At 69.7% G+C, this 21,996-nt stretch carries 20 protein-coding genes and 1 pseudogene; 15 read left to right on the top strand and 6 right to left on the bottom strand.

The features are described from left to right. Positions 1–106: 106 nt before the first annotated feature. On the bottom strand, positions 107–1,441 hold the full coding sequence (locus DDF67_RS21630; protein WP_109454860.1) for a dicarboxylate/amino acid:cation symporter: 1,335 nt from the start codon (positions 1,439–1,441) through the stop codon (positions 107–109). Positions 1,442–1,646: 205 nt separating this feature from the next. On the opposite strand from DDF67_RS21630, the gene DDF67_RS21625 reads away from it, so the two are divergent. Together DDF67_RS21625 and DDF67_RS21620 are read left to right on the top strand one after the other, a co-directional pair. Then, complete coding sequence (locus DDF67_RS21625) at positions 1,647–3,491, top strand: sensor histidine kinase (RefSeq protein ID WP_146198071.1); 1,845 nt, start codon at positions 1,647–1,649, stop codon at positions 3,489–3,491. After that, the gene (locus tag DDF67_RS21620; protein ID WP_109454858.1) at positions 3,488–4,828 is read left to right on the top strand and encodes a sigma-54-dependent transcriptional regulator; all 1,341 of its coding nucleotides are present in this window, start codon (positions 3,488–3,490) and stop codon (positions 4,826–4,828) included. Before DDF67_RS21625 ends, DDF67_RS21620 begins: the two co-directional genes overlap by 4 nt. Here DDF67_RS21620 and DDF67_RS21615 read toward each other — a convergent pair. Together DDF67_RS21615 and DDF67_RS21610 are read right to left on the bottom strand one after the other, a co-directional pair. Continuing rightward, positions 4,825–5,589, bottom strand: coding sequence for an alpha/beta fold hydrolase (locus DDF67_RS21615; protein WP_109454857.1), 765 nt, complete (start codon positions 5,587–5,589; stop codon positions 4,825–4,827). The genes DDF67_RS21620 and DDF67_RS21615 overlap by 4 nt on opposite strands. 102 nt (positions 5,590–5,691) lie before the next feature. Continuing rightward, the gene (locus DDF67_RS21610; protein WP_109454856.1) at positions 5,692–6,150 is read right to left on the bottom strand and encodes a MarR family winged helix-turn-helix transcriptional regulator; all 459 of its coding nucleotides are present in this window, start codon (positions 6,148–6,150) and stop codon (positions 5,692–5,694) included. Positions 6,151–6,303: 153 nt separating this feature from the next. Between DDF67_RS21610 and DDF67_RS21605 the strand changes: the two genes are divergently transcribed. From DDF67_RS21605 to DDF67_RS25645, 9 genes are all read left to right on the top strand, one after another. Continuing rightward, entirely contained in the window at positions 6,304–6,723 is a 420-nt protein-coding gene (locus DDF67_RS21605; RefSeq protein ID WP_109455053.1) for an organic hydroperoxide resistance protein, read from the top strand. Between the two features lie 108 nt (positions 6,724–6,831). After that, on the top strand, positions 6,832–7,347 hold the full coding sequence (locus DDF67_RS21600) for a DUF1097 domain-containing protein (protein ID WP_109454855.1): 516 nt from the start codon (positions 6,832–6,834) through the stop codon (positions 7,345–7,347). Continuing rightward, positions 7,340–7,804 (top strand): DUF6130 family protein, encoded by a 465-nt coding sequence (locus DDF67_RS21595; RefSeq protein WP_109454854.1) that lies wholly within the window; start codon positions 7,340–7,342, stop codon positions 7,802–7,804. Before DDF67_RS21600 ends, DDF67_RS21595 begins: the two co-directional genes overlap by 8 nt. Before the next feature lie 9 nt (positions 7,805–7,813). After that, positions 7,814–8,821 (top strand): alpha/beta fold hydrolase, encoded by a 1,008-nt coding sequence (locus DDF67_RS21590; protein WP_109454853.1) that lies wholly within the window; start codon positions 7,814–7,816, stop codon positions 8,819–8,821. A 26-nt stretch (positions 8,822–8,847) separates the two neighbouring features. Further along, positions 8,848–9,939: a redoxin domain-containing protein gene (locus DDF67_RS21585; protein ID WP_158278093.1), complete on the top strand. Its 1,092-nt coding sequence runs from the start codon at positions 8,848–8,850 to the stop codon at positions 9,937–9,939. Between the two features lie 77 nt (positions 9,940–10,016). After that, the gene (locus DDF67_RS21580; protein WP_109454851.1) at positions 10,017–10,802 is read left to right on the top strand and encodes an alpha/beta fold hydrolase; all 786 of its coding nucleotides are present in this window, start codon (positions 10,017–10,019) and stop codon (positions 10,800–10,802) included. Positions 10,803–10,825: 23 nt separating this feature from the next. Then, complete coding sequence (locus DDF67_RS21575) at positions 10,826–11,659, top strand: oxidoreductase (RefSeq protein ID WP_109454850.1); 834 nt, start codon at positions 10,826–10,828, stop codon at positions 11,657–11,659. 152 nt (positions 11,660–11,811) lie between these two features. Beyond that, complete coding sequence (locus tag DDF67_RS21570) at positions 11,812–13,155, top strand: LLM class flavin-dependent oxidoreductase (protein ID WP_109454849.1); 1,344 nt, start codon at positions 11,812–11,814, stop codon at positions 13,153–13,155. Between the two features lie 2 nt (positions 13,156–13,157). Continuing rightward, positions 13,158–13,307 carry a hypothetical protein gene (locus DDF67_RS25645; protein WP_158278092.1) on the top strand — a complete coding sequence of 50 codons (150 nt, stop codon included), beginning with the start codon at positions 13,158–13,160 and terminating at the stop codon, positions 13,305–13,307. On the opposite strand, the gene DDF67_RS21565 is transcribed toward DDF67_RS25645, so the two are convergent. Beyond that, positions 13,304–15,316, bottom strand: a complete 2,013-nt coding sequence (locus DDF67_RS21565) for a glycoside hydrolase family 43 protein (protein WP_109454848.1) — start codon at positions 15,314–15,316, stop codon at positions 13,304–13,306. The genes DDF67_RS25645 and DDF67_RS21565 overlap by 4 nt on opposite strands. Positions 15,317–15,671: 355 nt before the next feature. On the opposite strand from DDF67_RS21565, the gene DDF67_RS21560 reads away from it, so the two are divergent. After that, entirely contained in the window at positions 15,672–15,950 is a 279-nt protein-coding gene (locus DDF67_RS21560; RefSeq protein WP_101715906.1) for an HU family DNA-binding protein, read from the top strand. Positions 15,951–16,074: 124 nt separating this feature from the next. Here DDF67_RS21560 and manD read toward each other — a convergent pair whose 3' ends face one another. Further along, positions 16,075–17,283 (bottom strand): D-mannonate dehydratase ManD, encoded by a 1,209-nt coding sequence (gene manD / locus DDF67_RS21555; RefSeq protein WP_109455052.1) that lies wholly within the window; start codon positions 17,281–17,283, stop codon positions 16,075–16,077. Between the two features lie 141 nt (positions 17,284–17,424). On the opposite strand from manD, the gene DDF67_RS21550 reads away from it, so the two are divergent. The 3 genes from DDF67_RS21550 to DDF67_RS21540 all read left to right on the top strand — a co-directional run bounded on the left by DDF67_RS21550 (position 17,425) and on the right by DDF67_RS21540 (position 21,863). After that, complete coding sequence (locus tag DDF67_RS21550) at positions 17,425–18,168, top strand: FadR/GntR family transcriptional regulator (RefSeq protein WP_109454847.1); 744 nt, start codon at positions 17,425–17,427, stop codon at positions 18,166–18,168. A gap of 127 nt (positions 18,169–18,295) precedes the next feature. Next, positions 18,296–19,795, top strand: coding sequence for an ATPase domain-containing protein (locus tag DDF67_RS21545; RefSeq protein ID WP_109454846.1), 1,500 nt, complete (start codon positions 18,296–18,298; stop codon positions 19,793–19,795). Then, positions 19,785–21,863 (top strand): hybrid sensor histidine kinase/response regulator, encoded by a 2,079-nt coding sequence (locus tag DDF67_RS21540; RefSeq protein ID WP_109454845.1) that lies wholly within the window; start codon positions 19,785–19,787, stop codon positions 21,861–21,863. Before DDF67_RS21545 ends, DDF67_RS21540 begins: the two co-directional genes overlap by 11 nt. Positions 21,864–21,872: 9 nt before the next feature. Here the strand turns inward: DDF67_RS21540 and DDF67_RS21535 are convergent. Then, a pseudogene (locus DDF67_RS21535) lies at positions 21,873–21,996 on the bottom strand (IS5/IS1182 family transposase); the annotation flags it as partial.

The raw sequence follows: 21,996 nt of genomic DNA, 5'->3' as shown, positions 1-21,996 counted from the left end.
CGATCCTGGCCCGGGTTCAGGCTCCCGCTCAGGCGGACATGGCTTTAGGGGCGCCAGATGAAAGGTCGCCGCGCGGGCGGCCTCGACCACGGGACGGTGGAGAGGCCTACTCGGCTGGCGCGGGCAGCGGCTCGGGATCGACCGGCGTCGCGCGGCCAGCCAGGGCGGCGTCCAGGGCGTCCTTGTCGAGCGCCTTGTCCCAACGGGCGACGACGACGGTGGCGACGGCGTTGCCGATGAAGTTCGTCAGCGAGCGGCACTCGCTCATGAAGCGGTCGACGCCGAGGATCAGGGCCATGCCGGCCACGGGGACGCTGGGCACCACCGACAGCGTTGCCGCCAGGGTGATGAAGCCCGCGCCGGTGACGCCCGCCGCGCCCTTTGACGACAGCATGGCCACGCCAAGCAGGGCCAGCTGATCGCCCAGCGACAGGTGCACGCCGGTGGCCTGAGCGATGAACAGCGCCGCCAGGGTCATGTAGATGTTGGTGCCGTCCAGATTGAACGAGTAGCCCAGCGGAACGACGAGACCGACCACCGGCTTGGCGCAGCCGGCCTTTTCCATCTTTTCCATCAGGCTGGGCAGGGCCGATTCCGAAGAGCTGGTGCCCAGCACCAGCAGAAGCTCGCTCTTGAGGTAGCGCAGCAGCTTTAGGATCGAGAAGCCGTTGACCCGGGCCACGGCCCCCAGCACCACCAGCACGAAGATCGCCGAGGTGGCGTAGAAGGTGCCGACCAGGGCGGCCAGGTTGATCACCGAGCCGATGCCGTACTTGCCGATGGTGAAGGCGAAAGCGCCGAAGGCGCCGATCGGGGCGGCCTTCATCAGGATGGCCACCAGCTTGAAGAAGGCGATGGAGATCGCCTCAAGCATGTCGACGACCGGCTGGCCGCGATCGCCCACCAGGGCCAGGGCGATACCGAACGTCACCGAGAAGAACAGCACCTGCAGGATCTCGCCCTCGGCGAAGGCGCTGACCACGGTGCTGGGGATTATGTGCAGCAGGAAGCCGACGATCGTGCTCTCGTGGGCTTTCGCCGCGTAGTCGGCGATCTTGTCGCTGTGCAGGGTGGCCGGGTCGACGTTCATGCCCGCGCCCGGCTGGACGACGTTGGCGACGATCAGGCCGATGATCAGGGCCAGGGTCGAGAAGGTCAGGAAATAGGCGAAGGCCTTCAGCGCAACGCGCCCGAACCGGCCCAGGTCACGCATGCCGGCGATGCCGGTGACGACGGTCAGGAAGATCACCGGGGCGATGACCATCTTCACCAGCTTGATGAAGGCGTCGCCCAGCGGCTTCAGGTCGGCGCCGAACTTGGGCCAGAAGTGACCGATCAGAGCCCCGGCGACGATGGCGACCAGCACCTGGACGTAGAGGTGGGTGTACCACGGGCCTGGACGAGGCGGCGGCGCACCGGCGGCGGTCGTCTGCGGGATCATTGGGCGGCTCCTGGCTCGTTTCCTCGCGCGTCCTTGCAGGTCGGGCGCTTGGTCCAAGAGTGCGGGAATTCCCCGCCACCGGGACTCGTTTTCGAGAATCTAGCTCAAGACGATGAATGTTCTAGGGAAAATCTAAAATCGGCCTCGCCACGGCGCCTACTGCCGTGTCACATTTCGCTCAGCCTGAACCGTCTTTGTGTGGAATATGACACAAGCCGATCCGATCCTGGACGAACCGCCGGCCCCATCGGTCCGGACCATATCGCGCCGAGGGCTGGCGGTGTTCGCCCTGGCGGCCACGTTGATCGGCGCGGTCCTGGTGCAGGCGGTCGGCGCCCTGATGCACGATCGGGCTATGACCGGCCTGCGGGCGCGCGCCAATGCCTCGGCCGCCCTGCACGCGGCGGTGCTGCGCAGCGAGCTCGACAAGCAGCGCGCCCTGCCCCTGGTGCTGGCCGACGACGCCGACCTGGAAACCGCGCTGACCACCCGCGACCCGCGCCGGCTGGACGCCCTCTCGCGCAAGCTCGAGGTTCTGGGCGCCCAGACCCGGGCGGCGGTGATCTATGTGGTCGCCGCCGACGGCTTTACCGCCGCGGCCAGCAACTGGCGCCAGCCAACCAGCTTCCTCGGCTCGAACTACGGCTTCCGGCCCTATTTCGCGCAGGCCCTGCGCAGCGGCTACGCCGAGCAGTTCGCCCTGGGCACGGTCAGCCACAAACCAGGCCTCTATCTGGCCCGCCGCGTCGACGGCCCGGACGGTCCGCTGGGCGTCGTAGTCGTGAAGCTGGAGTTCGACGCCGTCGAGGCCGCCTGGCGGGCGATCGGCGAGCCGGCCTTCGTCGTCGACAGCAAGGGCCTGGTGCTAATCACCAGCGAACCGCAATGGCGCTTCCTTGCCCGCACGCCGCTGTCGGCGGCCGCTCGCGAAACCCTGCGCGCCCAGGGCCAGTACGGCCAGGCGACCTTCGATCCCCTGCCCCTGCGCGAACGGCGCGGCGACGGCGTGAGCCGCACCGACGAGGCCCAGCCTGGCCGCCAGATCGAGACCCGCCTCGCCGACGTCGCGCCCGGCTGGACCCTGCACCTGCTGAGCCCTGCCGCCCCCGCCGACCAGGCGGCCGACGCCGCCCGCTGGATCACCACCCTGGTCTGGACCCTGCTGAGCGCGGCCTTGCTGTGGCTATGGGTGCGGCGCCGACGCATCCAATTGGCCGCCCTGCGCGACCGCGAGACCCGGCTGGAACTGGAGCGTCGCGTCGAGGCGCGGACCAAGGAGCTGACGGAGGCCAACCGAGCCCTCTCGCACGAAGTCGACGAGCGCCAGCGCGCCGAGACCCGCCTGCGCTCGCTGCAGGCCGACCTGGTGCAGGCCAACAAGCTGGCCTCGCTGGGCCAGATCGCCGCCGGCGTGGCCCACGAGATCAACCAGCCAGTCGCCGCCATCCGCGCCAACGCCGACAACGGCCTGCTGCTGATCGCGCGCGGCAAGCCCGAGGCGGCCGGCGAGAATCTGAGCGCCATCGCCGCCATGACCGAGCGCATCGGCCGTATCACCGACGAGCTGCGCGCCTTCTCGCGCAAGGCCGACGGCCGGGTAGAGCCGACCCTGGTCAGCGAGGCGATCGACGGCTCGGTGCTGCTGACCGCCAGCCGCTCGCGCCGCCAGCAGGCCCGCCTCGTCCGCAACGGCGAAACGCCCGGCCTGGCCGTGCTGGGCGAGCGGGTGCGGCTTGAGCAGGTGCTGGTCAACCTGCTGCAGAACGCCTTCGAGGCGGTGGAGGACCGCGCCGACGGGGTCGTCACCCTGACCGTCAGCGAAATAGACGACGTGGTGCAAATCAGCGTCGCCGACAACGGTCCTGGCCTGGCGCCCGAGGTCGAGCGAGCCCTGTTCACGCCGTTCCTGACCACTAAGCCCCGAGGCCTGGGCCTTGGTCTGGTGATCGCCCACGACATCGCCGCCGGCTTCGGCGGCGAGCTCGCGGCCGCCTCGGCGCCCGGCGCCGGCGCGACCTTCACCCTGACCCTGCGCAAGGCCGTCCCATGAACGCCCCGGCCGGCAAGATCCTGCTCGTCGACGACGACGACGCCCTGCGCGGCGCGGTGGCCCAGGGGCTGGAGCTGCGCGGCTTCGAGGTCGCGGCCTTCGACAACGCCCCGGCGGCGCTGAAGGCCCTGTCGCGCGACTTCGAAGGCGCCGTGGTCTCGGACGTGCGCATGCCGGGCATGGACGGCCTGGCGCTGTTCGAGCGCATCCAGGCCGTCGACCCTGATATCCCGGTGCTGCTGATCACCGGCCACGGCGACGTGGCCATGGCCGTGGCCGCCCTGCAGGACGGGGTCTACGACTTCGTCTCCAAACCCTTCCCGATGGAGCGGCTGACCGCCGCCCTGGCCCGGGCGGTCGAGAAACGCGGCCTGGTGCTCGACAACCGCCGCCTGGAGGCCGCCGCCCAGGCCGGCGGCGGCTCGCCGCTGCTGGGCGACACGCCGGTGATGCAGCGCCTGCGCGCCACCATCGCCCAGCTGGCCGAGGCCGAGGTCGACGTGCTGATCCAGGGCGAAACCGGGGCCGGCAAGGGTCTTGTCGCCCACGCCCTGCATCGCGGCGGCGCGCGCAAGGGCCGGCCGATGGTGACGGTCAACTGCGCGGCCCTCCCCGAGGCGGTGTTCGAGACCGAACTGTTCGGCGCGGCCGGCGGCGCGGCTCGTCCCAGCACCGGCCGCATCGAGCGGGCCGATCGGGGCGTGCTGTTCCTCGACGAGATCGAGGGCCTGTCGCCGACCATGCAGGCCAAGCTGCTGCGGGTGGTCGAGGAACGCGAGATCTGGCCCGTCGGCGCGGCCGAGCCCCGTCACCTCGACCTGCGGATCATCGCCGCCAGCAAGATCGACTTGGCGAAGGCCGTGCGCGACGGCGCCTTCCGCGCCGACCTCTACTACCGCCTCAACGTCGTCACCCTGGTGGTGCCGCCCCTGCGCGAGCGGCGCGAGGACGTGCCGACGCTGTTCGGCCACTTCCTGGCCGAGGCCGCCGCGCGGCTGCGCAGGCCCGCGCCGCGGCTGACGGCGACGATCCGCGACCACCTCCTGGGCCACGACTGGCCGGGCAATGTGCGGGAGCTGGCCCACTACGCCGAGCGCGTGGCCCTGGGCCTGCCCTCGGCCGTGATCGCCGACGACGGCGCGGCGCAAGGACCGGCCGAGAGCCTGGCCGACCGCACCGGCCGCTACGAGGCGATGGTCATCCGCGAGACCCTGGCGGCCTGCGGCGGCGACGCCCGCACGGCCATGACGCTGCTGCAGACACCGCGCAAGACCTTCTACGACAAGCTGCGCCGCCACGGCATCGAGATCGACCGCTACCGGCCGGGCAAGGTTTAGGCGGCCAGGAACTCGACGATCGCCCGGGCGAAGGCCGGCGCCGCCACGGCCGAGCGATGGTCCCCGCCGACCAGCTGCGAGGTCGCGCCAGGTATCGCAGCCGCCAGCCGCTCGGGATGCACCGCCAGCGGATCGTCGTCCCCGGCGATCACCAGGGTCGGCGCCGTGATCCGGTCCATAGGGATGGGCTGGGCGTGGACGACGCTGGCCTGGGCCGCCAGGGCCTTGCGGTCCGCGCCGATCGCGTCGGCGAACAGGCGAAACGGCACGGCGGCCGGATGCTCGATCATCGAGACGTCGTCGGTCAGCAGCGCCTGTACGATAGCCGCATTGGGCACGTGACGGGTGTCGACGCCTCCGGCAGTCACCACGCCCTCCCCCACCCCGCCGATCACCAGGCGCCGCACGCGCGGCTCCTGGCTGGCGCAGATCAAGGCGACGATCGCCCCCATGGAATAGCCGGCCAGATCGATCGCCGGGACGCCCAGATGGTCGATCAGTTCGGCCACGTCCCTGGCCATACGCGCTTCGCCGTAAAAGGCCGGGTCGTGCGGCTTGTCCGATGCGCCGTGGCCGCGGGCGTCGATCGCGATGACCCGCCGGCCGGCGCTGACCAGGGCGTCGACGATTCCCGGCGCCTTCCAGTTGATCGGCCCGCTGGCCGAGAAACCGTGATGAAGCACCACCGGCGGCCGCGCGGCGTCGTCGCCCCATTCATGGCAGGCGATCAACAGGTCGTCGGAGGTGGCGAAGCGGAACATGCATGGCTCACAGGTTCAAACGAACGTTTCAACCGATACCAAGCTTCACCGACGCCCGCAACGCGAGCGCCAGGATGCTCTTCCGAAGGGGAGCATCTCGCGTCACGCGTCGTTGGCCACGTGCGCGATCAGGTTGTCGCGCACGCGGGTGATGGTCTTCTGCACCTGACGGAACTCGTCGGGCTCCAGGCCCGTGGCCTTGACCAGGGTCCGCTGGCCGCCCTTTTCGCGCAGGTCGCGGCCGGCCTGCGTCAGGCTGATGATCACCTGCCGCTCGTCGGCCGGATCGCGGCGGCGCTGCAGGAAGCCAAGGCTCTCCAGCTTCTTGAGGATCGGGGTCAGGGTGTTGCTCTCGAGGAAGAGCTTGTCGCCCAGGCTCTTCACGCTCTGGCCGTCCTCCTCCCACAGCGCCACGATGATGATCCACTGGGTGTAGGTCACGCCCAGTTCGTCGAGGATCGGCTTGTAGGCGCGGCCATAGGCGAGGTTCGCCGAATAGACGGCGAAGCACAGGAAGTCGGCGAGCCTGGGGGCTTTGGCGGGCGGAGCTGAGGTCGTCATCAGAGCCTTGCGTTCGGGCGCCGCGGGCGGTTGGCGGCGGTTCGAGACAAATATAAATCGGATCCGATCAAATCGGAAGGTTGACGATATGCGAAACTTCGATCTATGGAATCGGTACCGATTACATCGGATCCGATTGAAAAGGAGATCGACATGACCACCGCTATCGACACCGTCCTCTACACCGGTCGCACCCACGTCACCGGCGGCCGCGACGGCGCGGCCCGCAGCGACGACGGCAAGCTGGACGTCCGCCTGTCGCCGCCCGGAAGCGCCGGCCCCGGCGCCAACCCCGAGCAGCTGTTCGCCGCCGGCTGGTCGGCCTGCTTCATCGGCGCCATGGGCCTGGCCGCCCGCGCCCAAGGCGTGACCCTGCCCGCCGCCGTCGCCGTCGACGCCGAAGTGGATCTCGGCAAGTCGGGCGAGGGCTATCAGTTGCAGGCCCGTCTCAACGTCAGCCTGCCGGGCATGCCCGCCGACGTCGCCCGCGCGCTGGTCGAGGCCGCCCACCAGACCTGCCCCTACTCCAAGGCCACGCGCGGCAACATCGGCGTGACCCTGAACCTGATCTGACCGCCTGATCTGAACCGCCTGATCTGAACCGGAAGACCCGAGGCGCCGCCCCCCCCCTCCAGGCGGCGGCGCCTCCATCCCCCCTCCCGCCCACAAGGAAACGCCCACATGTCCGCCTTGCCCGCCTTCGCCACGGCCAAGTCCGCCCAGTTCCACGCCGTTTCGCTCAGCGTCGCCGCCGTCGCAGGCGTCGCCACCCTGGGCGTGACCTCGGTCATGCTCCCGCCGCCGGCCATGTTCCTGGGCTGGGCCGCCTTCAACCTGGCGGGCGACGACCTGCGGGGCGGCCTGGCCAACACCGTCTCGCACCTGCTCGGCCTGGCGCTGGGCGCCGGGACCGCCCTGCTGATCGGGGCCATGACGCCAGCGCTCGGCCTGCTGGCCACGCCGGCCGCCGTCATCGGTGTCGTCATCATCGTGCTGTCGCTGCGCGAAGTCGCCCCGATCAACAATCCGCTGGCCTATTTCCTGGGCCTGACCAGCTTCTTCTATTCGGGCCTGGCGCCCTCGGCCTCGACCCTGGCGGTGCTGGGTACGGCGGCCGTCATCGGCGGCGCGGCCTGCGCGGTCGCCGCCTTCGCCCAGGACGCCGTGGCCCGCGCCGGCGAGGTTCGCCATGCGTAAGACCCTCCCCCTCGCCCTCGCCGCAGCCCTGCTGACCGGCCCCGCCTTCGCCCAGAGCCTGCCTAACCTGTCGGCCGGCGACGTCCTCGGCCCGGCCGGCGTCGTCCCGCTGAGCACGCCCCAGCCGCCCGCGCGCCTGGTCGTCGATCCGCCCCTGCCCGGCCCGCTGGCCCAGGGTCGGGTGTTCATCCAGTACCGGGCCGAGAACCTGCGCATCGAGCCGGTGTTCGGCCCCGCCGCCCTGGCCGTCACGCCCCGCATCGGCCACGTCCACGTCGCCGTCGATGACGCCCCCTGGCACTGGGCCGACGCCAGCGGCGAGCCGATCATCCTGGTCGGCCTGACGCCCGGGTCGCACAGCGTTCAAATCACGCTCGCCGACGCCAATCATCGCCCGCTCGACAGCGCCACGATCCGCTTCGTCGTTCCAGCCGCCCCCGCCGGCCACCAGCACTAGGCTCGTCCCATGACCTCGAAGTTCGACCTTCCCCGCCGCCGCCTGCTGCAGGCCGTCGCCATCGCCGGCGCCGCGGGCCTGGCCTCCCGCGCCGTCGCCGCCACGGCCGCCGCACCCGCCTGGACCCTGCGCCAGATCACGACCCCCGACCTCGTCATCGGCTACGCCGAGATGGGTCCGGCCGACGGCGCGCCGGTGATCCTGCTGCACGGCTGGCCCTACGACATCCACGCCTTCGCCGAGGTGGCCCCGATCCTGGCGGCGGCCGGCAAGCGGGTGATCGTTCCGCACCTGCGAGGCTACGGAACCACCCGCTTCGTGTCGGACGCCGCCCCGCGCAATGGCCAGCAGGCGGCGCTGGCCGTCGACGTCATCGCCCTGATGGACGCCCTGAACATCAGGCGCGCCGTCATCGGCGGCTTCGACTGGGGCGCGCGCACCGCCTGCATAGTCGCGGCCCTGTGGCCCGATCGATGCTCGGCCCTGGTCAGCGTCAGCGGCTACCTGATCGGCAGCCAGGCGGCCAACGCCGCGCCCCTGCCGCCGGAAGCCGAACTTTCCTGGTGGTACCAGTTCTATTTCGCCACCGAGCGCGGCGCGAAAGGCTACGCCCTGAACCGCGACGCCTTCGCCCGGCTGATCTGGAAGACGGCCTCGCCCAGGTGGGCGTTCGACGACGCGACCTTCGCCCGCTCGGCCGCATCGCTGGCCAATCCCGACCACGTGGCCATCACCATCCACAACTACCGCTGGCGGCTGGGCCTGGCGCAGGGCGAGACCCGCTTCGACGCGCTGGAGGCCAAGCTGGCCCAAGGCCCCGCCATCACCGTGCCGACCATCACCATGGAAGGCGATGGGAACGCCGCCCCACACCCGCCCCCCGCCGCCTATGCCAGCAAGTTCAAGGGCCGCTACGAGCACCGCGACGTCGGCGGCGGCGGCGGCCACAACCTGCCCCAGGAAGCGCCGCGCGACTTCGCCCGCGCCATCCTGGACGTCGCCCGCTGGGCGGCCTGAAGCCTCGTTTTCAAGGAGCGGTCGTCGTGACCCGATCCGAACATCTCTCCCGCCGCGACTGGCTGAAGAGCGCGGCCGTCGGCCTCGCGCCGCTGTCGGTCGCCGCCGCCATCGGCCTGCCTCCAGCCCGCAAGGCCCTGGCCTGGACCAGCGGCTCATCCTCGGCGCTGAACGCCCTGTCCCTGTCGCCGCAATGGCTGAACGGGCCCGAGCCAACGGCCAAGACCCTGGCCGGCAAGGTCGTGCTGGTCGCCTTCTGGACCTATTCCTGCATCAACAGCCTGCGGGTCCTGCCTTATCTGCGCGCCTGGCACGCCCGATATAGCGACCGGGGCCTGGTGGTGATCGGCGTCCACACGCCCGAATTCGCCTTCGAGAAGGACCTCGCCAACGTGCGCCAGGCCCTTGGCGACCTGGACGTTCCGTTCCCCGTCGTGCTCGACAGCGACTGGCGGATCTGGCGGGCCTACGGCAACAACGCCTGGCCAGCCTTCTACTTCGTCGGCGCCGACGGTCGGGTGCGAGGCCATGCGGCGGGCGAAGGCGACTACGACCGCCACGAACGCCGCATTCAGGCCCTGCTGGCCGAGATTGCCGGTCCAGCGATCATCGAACACCTGTCGCCGATCAAGGCCGTCGGCCCCGAGGCCGCGCCCGACTTCGCCGAGCTGGGCTCGCCCGAAAGCTACACCGGCTGGGGAAAGGCCGACGCCTTCGCCTCGCCCGGCGGCCTGCGCCAGGACGCCGCCAAGGCCTACCGCCTGCCCGGCGCTCTCGACCTCAACCGCTGGGGCCTCTCCGGCGAGTGGCGGGCCGGCGAGGAATTCACCACCAGCCTCGCGCCCGGCGCCGTGGTCGCCAGCCGCTTCCGCGCCCGCGACCTGCACATGGTCCTGGCCCCCGACCAGCCGGGCCGGCCCGTGCGCTATCGTGTCCAGCTCGATGGCCAGGCGCCGGGCGGCGACCACGGCTGGGACGTGGCGGCCGACGGCGGCGGCGTGATCGACCGGCCCCGCATGTACCAGCTCGTTCGCCAGTCCCGCCCCGTCGCCGATCGTGGTTTTTCGATCGAGTTCCGCGACCCCGGCGTCCGCGCCTACGCCTTCACCTTCGGCTAGTCCCAGCTCCTTCCCCCCAGCCCGAAACCCGAGCGGCCACACGGCCGAAACCTTCCGCACGCCTCAAGGAGACCCTCATGTCCAAGAAAGCCCTCGCCTTTTCCTTCGCCTTCGCCCTGACCGGCTTCGCCGCCGCCCAGGCCAGGACGCCGCCCGCCGCCAAGCCGACGGTAGTGCTCGTGCACGGCGCCTTCGCCGACTCCAGCAGCTGGGACGGCGTCGTCGCCGACCTGCGGCGCGATGGCTACCCGGTGGTCTCGGCCGCCAACCCGCTGCGCGGAGCGGCCAGCGACGCCGCCGCCGTGCGCACGGTGATCAACTCCATCCCCGGTCCGGTCGTGCTGGTCGGGCACTCGTACGGCGGCACCGTGATCTCGGCCGCCGCCGACGGCGCGGCCAACGTCAAGGCGCTGGTCTATGTCGCCGCCTTCGCCCCCGAGGTCGGCGAAAGCACCTTCGACCTGACCGGCAAGTTCCCCGGCTCGACCCTGCCGGCGGCCCTCGACAAGCCGATCGACCTGCCCGGCGGCATCCACGACCTCTATATCCAGCAGGACAAGTTCCCCGCCCAGTTCGCCGCCGACGTGCCCCTGCCCAAGGCCCGGCTGATGGCGATCGCCCAGCGCCCGCTGACCGACGCCGCCGGCGGCGAAAAGGCCGTCGCGGCCGCCTGGAAGACCATCCCGTCCTGGTGGGTCTGGGGCGGCGGCGACCGCAACATCCCGCCGGCGGCCATGGCCTGGATGGCCGACCGCGCGCATGCCAAGCAGGTGGTGACCGTGCCCGGCGCCTCGCACGTGGTGATGATCTCGCACCCGCACGCGGTCTCGGCCCTGATCGAAACCGCCGCCAAGGCCCAGTGAACGAACCGGAGAAGGATGAGCCCATGACCAGGACATGGCTGATCACCGGGGCCTCGCGAGGCCTCGGACGCGCGCTTGCCCAGGCAGTGCTGGGCGCGGGCGACCGGCTGGTGGCTACGGCCCGCGATCCGCGCGCCCTGCAGGACCTCGTGGAGGCTCACGGCGACGCCGTGCGCCTCGCCGCCCTCGACGTATCCGATCCCGTGGCGGCCGAGCGCGCCGTGGCCCTGGCGGTCTCCGCCTTCGGCCGCCTCGACGTGGTGGTCAACAACGCCGGCTACGGCGATGTCGGCCCGGTGGAGGACACTTCGCTCGACGATTTCCGCCGCCAGATCGAGACCAACCTCTTCGGCACGATCATCGTCACCAAGGCGGTGATCCCGCCGATGCGCGAGCAGCGCTCGGGCCACGTGATCCAGCTGTCGTCCGTCGGCGGACGGATTGGCGCGCCAGGCCGCGCGCCCTATTCGGCCGCAAAATGGGGCGTGGAGGGCTTCTCCGAGAGCCTCGCGCTGGAGATGGCGCTGGTCGGCGTGAAAGTCACCATCGTCGAGCCCGGCGGCTTCCGCACCGACTTCGCCGGCGCCTCGACGACGCTGAGCGCCGGCCGGGCCGAGTACGACGCCGTGGTCGGGGCCACCGCCCGACGCCAGGCGGCCTATGACGGAACCCAGCCTGGCGATCCGGCCCGCGCCGCCCAGGCCATCCTCGCCGTGGCCGCCATGGACGAGCCGCCTCTGCGCATCGCGCTGGGCAGCGACGCCGTCGCCGTCATCCGCGACACCGACACCCGGCGGCTGGCCGAGCTGGAACGCTGGCGAGACTTGAGCGTCTCGACCGACTTTCCGGCCCAGTAATTCTCAACGGCCTTGCAGCCGAGCAGACGGCGGCGTTCAAAAACCTCAGCGAAAGCAGGGTGTTGAACGCCGCCAATAGGCCTCTTGAGAACACCTGATTTGTCGCCTGCCCTCTGGGGCCGCAAGCCTGCGGCCAAGACACGGAGGCGAACATGACCACGGCCGCGAAACGACAGCTGAAACTCGGCGCCATCCTCGAAGGCGTCGGCGCCGATCACACCAGCTGGCGCGACCCCGCCCTGGCCGGCGACGCCAGCATCGACATCAACTGGTACATCGAGAACGCCCGCCTGGCCGAGGCCGCCAAGTTCGACCTCGTCTTCATCGTCGACAGCCCGTTCATCACCCCCGACACCGCGCCGCACTTCCTCAACCGGCTGGAGCCGCTGACCCTGCTCTCGGCGCTGGCGGTCTCGACCACGAAGATCGGCCTCGTCGGCACCCTGACCACCTCGTACTGGGAGCCCTACAACGTGGCCCGCCAGTTCGGCTCGCTGGACCACATCAGCAAGGGGCGCGCAGGCTGGAACGTGGTTACCACCGGGCTGGAGGGGGCGGCCCGCAACTACGGCCGCGACGCCCACTTCGACCACGCCGTGCGCTACGAGCGGGCCGGCGAGTTCGTCGACGTCGTCCAAGGCCTGTGGGACAGCTACGAGGACGACGCCTTCCCGCGCGACAAGGAAGCCGGCGTCTTCTTCGACAAGGACAAGCAGCACGCCCTGAACCACAGGGGCGCGCACTTCCAGGTGGCCGGGCCGCTGGCGCTGAGCCGCTCCAACCAGGGCCAACCGGTGATCTTCCAGGCCGGGGTCAGCGGCGCGGGTCGCGATCTGGGCGCCCGCATCGCCGAGGGGGTATTCGCCGGAGTCGACGGCTTCGAGGACGCCCAGGAATACTACGCCGACCTCAAGGCCCGGGCCGCCGGGCAAGGACGCGATCCCGACCACATCAGCGTGTTGCCGGGCCTCTCGCCGGTCATCGCCGACACCGACGAGGAAGCCCGCGCCCTGGCCGACGCCCAACGCGTGTCGGTCGGCATCGACAAGCTGCTGATCCAGCTGGGCCGCGCCTTCGGCTATCACGACTTCAAGCAGTATGAACTGGACGGTCCGTTCCCGGACGTCTCGGGCCTCAGCCTCAACGCCTACAAGGGCCACGCCGAGCGGATCGTGCGGATCTCGCGCGAGCAGAACCTGACCCTGCGCCAGGCGGCCGAGCGGTTCGGAACTTGGCGCAGCGACTTCGTCGGCTCGCCCCAGACCATCGCCGACGAGATCGAGCGCTGGTTCGAAGGTCGCGCCGCCGACGGCTTCATCCTGCGAGTGACGCGACCGGGCGACTTCGCCCTGTTCCGCGAGAAGGTGGTTCCGCTGCTGCAGGCCAAGGGCCTGTTCCGCACCGAGTACGAGCACGACACCCTGCGCGGACACCTGGGCCTGCCCGTTCCCGAGAACCGCTGGACCCGCGCGCCGGGCCGGATCGCGGCGGAATAGCGATGGCGGAGCTTGCGGAAGCCGTGATCGAGGCGCCATCGCCGTCTCGCCCGCCCGTCGTCGACCTGGCCCTGGCGGCGCTGGACTGGCCAGCGCCCGGGCTGGCGGATCGGATCGACGTGCTGGAGCGCGCGGCGCTGGACGCGGCTTAGCGCGCCTCGCGCCACACGAACCGCGCGCCGTCCTTGCCATCGGACTGCGGCCCAGGGCTGTCGGCCGTCCACACACCGCCAGCCGACACCCGCAGGAAGCGGTTGGTGACCAGCGACATCAGAGCCAGCTCGCCCGTCGGCGTCTCGATCCACTGAAAGGCCTGGGTCTTGTCGTCCCGGATCTTGGACGCGCTGACCGTCCCGTCGGCGCCGACGGTCAGGTAGCCGCCCTCCCCGCGCAGCAAGGCCCGCCCCAGCGGCCGCTTCTCGACGGTCACCGCCTTCTCCTGGCCCAACGCCGCCAGCGTCACCTTGCGGCCGTCGGGGATCGGCCGGCGCAGGCCGCGCGGATGCGGCTCGAACAGCTCAAAGGCGTCGAAGTCGGCATGACCGCCCTCGCGGCCGGCCTCGTTGTAGGCGAAGAGCCCGTAGCGCACGCCCTGAAAGGTGCGCAGCTGGAACACCATGGCCATCGGCTCGCCCAGCGCGGTGAACGCCTTGCCGTCGGCCGAATAGGAGAACCGCGCCGTCTCGGCCATGAAGTCGGCGTCGGCCTGCAGCCAGATCCGGGTTCCGACGACCCTGGCCTTGGCGCTGCGGCCCGTGCGCTGGTCGCGCTGCTCGATCTCCAGCCCGTCGGCGACCTTGCGCACGCCGATCCAGGCATAGGGCAGGTTCAGCAGCGCCAGGCCCGCTACATCGCCCTCGGCCAGGCCCGAGGCGTCCAGCAGCACCCGGGGCCGCGACTCCGGGCCGATCGAGCGCTGGGTCAGGGTGTTGCGCGCCGTCCAGAAGTCGGCCGCCGGCAGGGTCTTCAGGCGCAGGAAGCCCGGCCGCTCGGCCAGCGACCACCGGGCGTCGACCGGAACATGGTTCCACTGCCAGATCGGCTTGAGCGTGCCGCCCGAGAAGTCGTCGCTTCGCTCGTACGGCGCGTGCGGGGCCTCGGTCGCCCCGGTGTCGGGCTTGACCCAGGTGCGCGGATTGCGCCCCAGGTTTCCGGGCAGGCCGAAATAGGGCCAGCCGTCCTTCCAGGTCACCGGCGACAGGGCCGTCAGCCGCCCGACCGAGTTGTAGTCCATCATCGAATAGCCCCACCACGCGCCGCCCGGCGTCTGGACGTAGCCGCCCTGGTGCAGAGCGGTGCGGCCGCGCGGGCGGGGGTCGGGCGGGATGATCGTGAACGGCGGCTTGGGCGCCTCCAGGCGATTGCCTTCGGCCAGGCCGAAGTCCTCGCCGACGCTGATCTCGCGATTGATCTCGTAGGGCCCGTCAGGCCGGTCGGCGCGGGCCACCGGCAGGCGCATCATCCCGTCGAACCAGGCGCTGGTGATCCAGTACTTGCCGCCGACCTTGGTGAAGTGCAGCCCCTCGCCCATGCCCTGCTCCGGCGCGATGATCTCGCGCTCGGTGCCCGGCACGACGTCGGTCAGGTCGGCGTTCAGCTGCGCCATGCGGATGCCGCGATAGCCCCAGACCACGTAGACCTTTCCGTCGTCGTCGAACAGCACCGACAGGTCGTGGAAGCCGCGCTTCATCCGCGTGGCTGTCCAAGGCCCGGCCGGGTCCTTGGCCGTGAAGTGGTAGGTGGCCTCGCGATTGACGTTGCTGAAGATGTGGAAGACGCCGTCGTGGTGGCGGAAGCTCGGCGCCCAGAAGCCCTGGCCGTAGACGTCGCCGCTCTCCAGCCGGAAGTTCGGCCCCAGGTCCAGCCGGTCGGCCACGTAGCCGACAAACCGCCAGTTCACCAGGTCGCGCGAATGCAGGATCGGCAGCCCCGGCATCGTGTGCATGGTCGTGCCGGTCAGGTAGTAGTCCTCGCCCACCCGGATCATGTCGGGGTCGGAAAACTCGTCGTAGAACAGCGGATTGGTGAAGGTGCCGTCACCGTTGTCGGCGGTCCAGGTGCGCGAAGCGGGCTCGACCGCCAGGCTCGGCGAGCCGCCCGCCGCCAGCAGGATAGCCGCCAGACCGGCCAGGAACGCGCGGTCGCGCTTGCTCGGCTTCATTTTGCTTCTTCCCTCGTCGCCATCTGAAGCGGCGTTCGGAGCAGCCTCGGAAAGCTGCCGAATATTTGTCGGAGTATATTCGAGAGCTATCAGCGTCAATCACCAGACACATCGGATATGCGTGCACATGCAATCGACGGATCGCAGCTTATTGTCTGAGTAAACCATGCAAAACGTCCCATCCCTTCGCGCGTTGGAGGCCACATCCCCGCCACATCGACGGATCAACCATGCGGATAAGCGCTTTCTCGGCCTTCCGCCGGTTGCGGCGGGCGCTTGACGTCACACGGCGGCGCGTGACAAGGCCGATCTCACCAGTCAGTCTGGTTCTCCCGATTCTATAAGGAGTTACTCCATGAACACCGCCGATATCGCCGAAGCTCTGGTCGCCAGCGACGACAAGCTGACCAAGACCCAGGCCAAGGCCATCGTCGACGGCGTCTTCAAGGCCATCGCTGACGCCGCCGTGAAGGGCGAAGAAGTCTCGATCCCGGGCTTCGGCAAGTTCAAGGTCCAGGACAAGCCGGCCCGCACCGGCCGCAACCCGGCCACCGGCGCCACGATCGAGATCGCCGCCAGCAAGAAGGTCGGCTTCACGCCGGCCAAGCAACTGAAGGACGCCGTCAACGGCTGATCCTGACAGGAACGGCCTTCGAGCCTGGCCCGAAGAAAAAAGAGGCGGAACGTCCCTGACGTTCCGCCTCTGCTGTATCTGGGCCGCCTCCGTCGATACGGAGGCGGCCCTGTTCATTTGCGCCCTACCAGTTCCACATCGTCCCGTCTTCCAGACGGGCGACCGGCAGCTGGCGCGGCTCGTAGGGGTGCTTTGCGGCAAGGGCCTCGTCGATGTCGACGCCGTGGCCGGGCGTGTCGCCCACGTACAGCATGCCCTTGTCGAACCGGTAGTCGTGCGGGAACACCGCGTCGGTCTCTTCCGAATGGCGCATGTATTCCTGGATGCCGAAGTTGGGCACCCAGGTGTCGAAGTGCAGCGCGGCCCCCATGGTCACCGGCGACAGGTCGGTGGCGCCATGGCAGCCCGTGCGCACCGACCACAGCGAGGCGAAGTCGGCGATGCGGCGCAGGTGGGTCAGGCCGCCAGCCCCGACGATGGTCGTGCGGATGTAGTCGATCAGCTGTTCCTGGATCAGATCCTTGGCGTCCCAGATCGTGTTGAACACCTCGCCCACGGCCAGAGGCGTGGTGGTGTGCTGGCGGATCAGTCGGAAGGCCTCCTGGTTCTCGGCCGGCGTGGAATCCTCGAGCCAGAAGAGGTCATAGGGCTCCAGGCTCTTGCCCAGTTGGGCGGCCTCGCGCGGGGTCATCCGGTGGTGACCGTCGTGCAGCAAAGCCACATCGAAGCCGTGCTCCTTGCGCAGGGCCTCGAACAGGGTCGGCAGGTAGCGCAGGTACTTGCGGGTGTCCCACGTCGTCTCGGTCGGCAGGGTGGCGTCGGCCGGCTCGTAGTACATGTCGCCGCGGCCCACGCCGTAGGCCAGGTCCAGGCCCGGCACGCCCGACTGGGCCCGCACGGCCTTGTAGCCGGCGTCGATATAGCGGCCGACGGCCTCGACGGTGTCTTCCAGGTCGCTGCCGTTGGCGTGGCCGTAGACCAGCACGCCGTCGCGCGAACGCCCGCCCAGCAGGTCGTACAGCGGCGCGCCCAGCGCCTTGGCCTTGATGTCCCACAGGGCCACGTCGACGGCGGCGATGGCGCGCATCGTCACCGGGCCGCGGCGCCAGTAGGCCCCGCGATAGAGGAACTGCCAGATGTCCTCGATGCGGCGCGCGTCGCGGCCGATCAGCACCGGGATGACGTGGTCTTCCAGATAGGCGACGACCGACTTTTCGCGGCCGTTCAGGGTGGCGTCGCCGATGCCGTAGACGCCCTGGTCGGTCTCGATCTTCAGGGTGACGAAGTTGCGGCCGGGCGAAGTGACGATCACGCGGGCGCCGGTAATTCGCATCGGCGGCAGGCCGGCTGCCTTGAACGCCTCGGTTTGGCTAGTATGCACGTCGAGATTCCCGTGGTCTTCCAGTTGGAAGACCCATAACTATCGAAAACTGGCTTGTCCATATTGGTCAGACCAATTTCAGGAAGGTCCTGCATGTCCGCGAAGGGCGAAAACCGACTGTACGAGCGCGTCGCCAAGGATCTGACCGGCCAGATCGCCGAGGGGCGCTACGCCGTCGGTCAGCGCCTGCCGTCCGAACGCGACCTCGCCCAGACCTATTCGGTGTCGCGTCCGACGATCCGCGAGGCCATCATCGCCCTGGAGCTGGACGGCCTAGTCGACGTGCGCCTAGGCTCGGGCGTCTACGTCAAGGCCCAGACCCCCAACGAGGGCCAGGCCGGCGCCACCGACATCGGCCCGTTCGAACTGCTGGAAGCCCGCCGCGCCATCGAGGCCGAGGCCTGCGCCATGGCCGCCAAGCGCATCACCAACGACGAGCTCGACCAGCTCGATGCTTTGGTGATCGAGATGCAGACCGAGAACGCCCGCGACGTCGACCGCTCGGAAGACGCCGACAAGCGCTTCCACATGCTGATCGCGTCCTCCACCCAGAACAGCGCCATGATCGCCGCCGTCGAAATGCTGTGGGAGGCCCGCGAGCGTTCGCCACAGACCAAGCTGATGGGCGAAAAGGCCCACGCCGCCGGCGTCATACCGCGCATCGACGAGCACGCCGCCATCGTCTCGGCCCTGCGCGCCCGGTCTCCCGAGGACGCCCGAGACGCCATGCGCCGACACCTCACCCGCGTGCTGAACTCGCTGCTGGCCGCCACCGAAGTGCAGGAGATGGAGGAGGCCAAGGCCCGCATCGCCGCCGCTCGCGACCGCTACACCTGAAGCCGCCCCTCCCCGCCCGCATGTGTCGACTTCCCGACAGACAACCGCAACACTTTGCCTGCAAAGGCGTTGAGATATGGCCTTCGTCTAATATTGTGTAGGGCCAGTACTCGGTGGGAACGCATAGATGACCGACGGCTTCAACCGGATCTCGACTGGTAATCGCGGTCTCGACGCCATTCTGCGCGGCGGACTTCCCGCCAATCGCCTATATCTTCTCGAAGGCGAACCGGGTTCGGGCAAAACCACTCTGGGCCTCCAGTTCCTGCAGGAGGGCGTAGAGCGCGGCGAGCGCGTGCTCTACATCACCCTGTCGGAAACCAGCGATGAATTGCGTGGCGTCGCCGCGTCCCACGGCTGGGACCTGGCCGGCATCGACCTCTTCGAACTGTCCTCGGCCGAGGAAGTGCTGGGCGAGGGCCGAGAGCAGTCGATCCTTCATGCCTGGGAAGTCGAGCTGGGCGGCACGATCAGGCTGATCCAGGAGCAGGTTGAGCAGGTCACGCCGCGACGCGTGGTGTTCGACAGCCTGTCAGAACTGCGCCTGCTGGCCCAGGACCCGCTGCGTTACCGCCGGCAGGTGCTGGCCCTCAAACAGTTCTTCGCCACCCGCGACTGCACCGTCCTGCTGATCGACGACCTGACCACCAGCGAGGGCGTACGCGACGGCCACCTGCATAGCCTTTGCCACGGCGTCGTCACCCTGGAGCGGCTGACACTCGACTTCGGCGCCGCCCGCCGGCGCATGCAGGTGCAGAAGCTGCGCGGCGTCGACTTCGTGGGCGGCTTCCACGACATGGCCATCCGCAAGGGCGGCTTGCAGATATTCCCGCGCCTGATCGCCTCAGACCATCACACGCCCTTCGCCGGCGATCCCACGCCCAGCGGCCTTGTCGAGCTGGACGCCCTGCTGGCCGGCGGCCCCCTGCGCGGCACGAGCACCCTGATCACTGGCCCGGCCGGCTCTGGCAAATCGACCATCGCGCTGCAGTACCTCTACGCGGCGTGCGAGCGCGGCGAGCCCGCCACCCTGTTCGAGTTCGACGAGCGCATCGGCACCCTGCTGGTCCGCGCCCAGGCCATGGGCATGGACCTGCAGAAGCATGTCGATGGCAGCCTCCTGAAGATCCAGCAAATCGATCCGGCCGAGATGTCGCCCGGCGAGTTCGCCGCCCTGGTCCAGTCCGAGGTCGAGGAACGCGGCGTCCGCATCCTCGCCATCGACAGCCTGAACGGCTACCTGGCCGCCATGCCGCAGGAAAAGCAGCTGATCCTGCAGATCCACGAAATGCTGTCGTTCCTGAACCAGCAGGGCGTCGTCACCCTGCTGATCAATCCCCAATCGGGCCTGGTCGGCGGCATGACCACCTCCCTCAACATCTCCTACGTAGCCGACGCCGTACTGCTGATCCGCTTCTTCGAGGCGGCCGGGCGCATCCGCAAGGCGATCTCGGTGATCAAGAACCGCGGCGGCCCGCACGAGGACACAATCCGCGAATTGCGCATTGATACGGCAGGCGTGCGCGTCGGCGCGCCGCTGACCGAGTTCAGAGGCGTGATGACCGGAACCCCCGAATATGTCGGCAAGGACGGTCCCCTGATGGAAGACCGCCGCCTTGAGCCATAGGCGCGGACCGGAGGGCTTTCGGGTCCTCGTCGCCGCGCCGTTCGGGCGTGACGCAGACAACGTGGCGCGCCTGCTTTCCGAACGCGGCTTCGAAACCCACGCCCTACCGGACGCCCAGGCCATCGCCGCCGAACTCGACGACCAGACCGGCGTCGTCCTGATCACCGAGGAGGCCCTGCGCGGCAAGCTGGACGCCCTGCGCGCCGCCCTCTCCGCCCAGCCGGAATGGTCCGACACGCCGTTCATCCTGCTGGTCTCGCGCAACGCCTACCGCCCGCGCGCGGGCGAGCTCGCCCGCCTGGCCCTGGCCGACCTGACCACCAACCTGATCGTGCTGGAGCGGCCGCTGGGCTCGCTGTCGCTGGTCAGCGCCGTCGATACCGCCCTTCGCGCCCGCCGCCGCCAGTTTGACCTGCGCGACCGCCTGGCCGAGCTCGATCACAGCCGCACCGCGCTGGCCGCCAGCGAGGCCGAGGTCAGGCTGATCGCCGACTCCCTGCCCGTGCTGATCGGCTTCATCGACAAGTCGCTGGTCTATCGCTTCGCCAACAAGGCCTATGCCGACTGGTTCTATCGCGATCCCGCCGACGTCATCGGCCGCCATGTCGGCGAGGTCGTCGGGACGGAGGGGCTGGAGGCGCGGATGCCCGCCATGCGCCGCGCCCTCGCCGGAGAGCCCGCCCACCTGATCCTGGCCTGGCCTCACGCCGACGGTCGTCGCCGCGACGCCGATATCCGCTATCTGCCGAGGCGCGGAGCCGACGGCGCCGTCGACGGCTTCCACGTCTTCGTCGCCGACGTCACCGAACATGTCCAGGGCGAGGAGCTGCTGCGCCAGACCGCCCAGGCGCTGGAGCACCGGGTGCGCGAGCGCACGGCCGCCCTGGAGGCCGAGATGGAGCACCGCGCCGGCGTCGAGGCCGCCCTGCGCCAGAGCCAGAAGATGGAGGCCGTCGGCCAGCTGACCGGCGGCATCGCCCACGATTTCAACAACATGCTGACCGGCGTCATCGGCGCGCTTGACATGGTCAAGCGCAAGCGCGCCTCCGGCCGCGACGCCGACACCGACCGCTATCTCGAGACCGCCCTCACCTCGGCCCAACGAGCCGCCGGCCTCACCCACCGCCTGCTGGCCTTCTCGCGCCGGCAGTCGCTCGACCCGCAGGCGCTCGACATCAACGCCCTGGTCGCCTCGCTGCAGGACCTGATCCAGCGCACCGTCACCGAGCAGATCAGCGTCGACATCGACCTGGGCGCGGCCGAGGCCGCCGTCGCCGACGCCAACCAGCTGGAAAGCGCCATCCTCAACCTGGCGATCAACGCCCGCGACGCCATGCCCGAGGGCGGCCGCCTGACCATCTCGACCTCGGTGGCCGAGCTCGACGCCGACATGGCGCCCGAGGACGCCCGCCCAGGACGCTACGTCGTGGTCGCCGTCACCGACACGGGCGTAGGCATGTCGGCCGAGGTGCTGGACAAGGTGTTCGACCCGTTCTTCACCACCAAGCCGATCGGCCAGGGAACGGGCCTCGGCCTGTCGATGGTCTACGGCTTCGCCCGCCAGAGCGGCGGCTCGGTGCGCATCCAGAGCCGCGTCGGCGAAGGCGCGTCAGTGAAAATCTACCTGCCCGTCGCCGACGGCGCGGCCGAGGTCAAGGCCGAGGACCAGCCGGTCGACGTCGTCCAGGGCGAAGGCCAGACCGTGCTGCTGGTCGAGGACGAAAGCGCCGTGCGCCTGCTGGTGCGCGAGGTCCTGGAAGACCTGGGCTATCGCGCCGTGGAGGCTTCCGACCCGCAGTCGGCCATCGCCATCCTCAACTCGCAGAGCGCCATCGACCTCCTGATCTCCGACGTCGGCCTGCCGGGCATGAACGGCCGCCAGCTGGCCGAGGTGGCCCGCGACCGCCGGCCCGACCTGCCGATCCTGTTCATCACCGGCTATGCCGAGAACGCGGCCATCCGCGCCGGCTTCCTGGGCTCGAACATGGCGATGATCGGCAAGCCGTTCGCCCTCGACACCCTGGCCGCCAAGATCGGCGAGATGATGCCCGAGGCGAGCGGCCGCTAGGGTCTGGACTCAATTGAGCCAGTAGGCGCAGAGGGCGGCGATGAGCACGCCGGAGAGGTAATTTCTGGCGAGCTTGTCGTAGCGGGTGGCGACGCGTCGGAAGTCCTTGAGCCTGCACCACATGCGCTCGACG

The organism is Caulobacter endophyticus (assembly GCF_003116815.1).
GTDB lineage: Bacteria > Pseudomonadota > Alphaproteobacteria > Caulobacterales > Caulobacteraceae > Caulobacter > Caulobacter endophyticus.
Note: the sequence above shows the minus strand (reverse complement) of the source record. Positions and strands in the feature narration are given on the sequence as shown.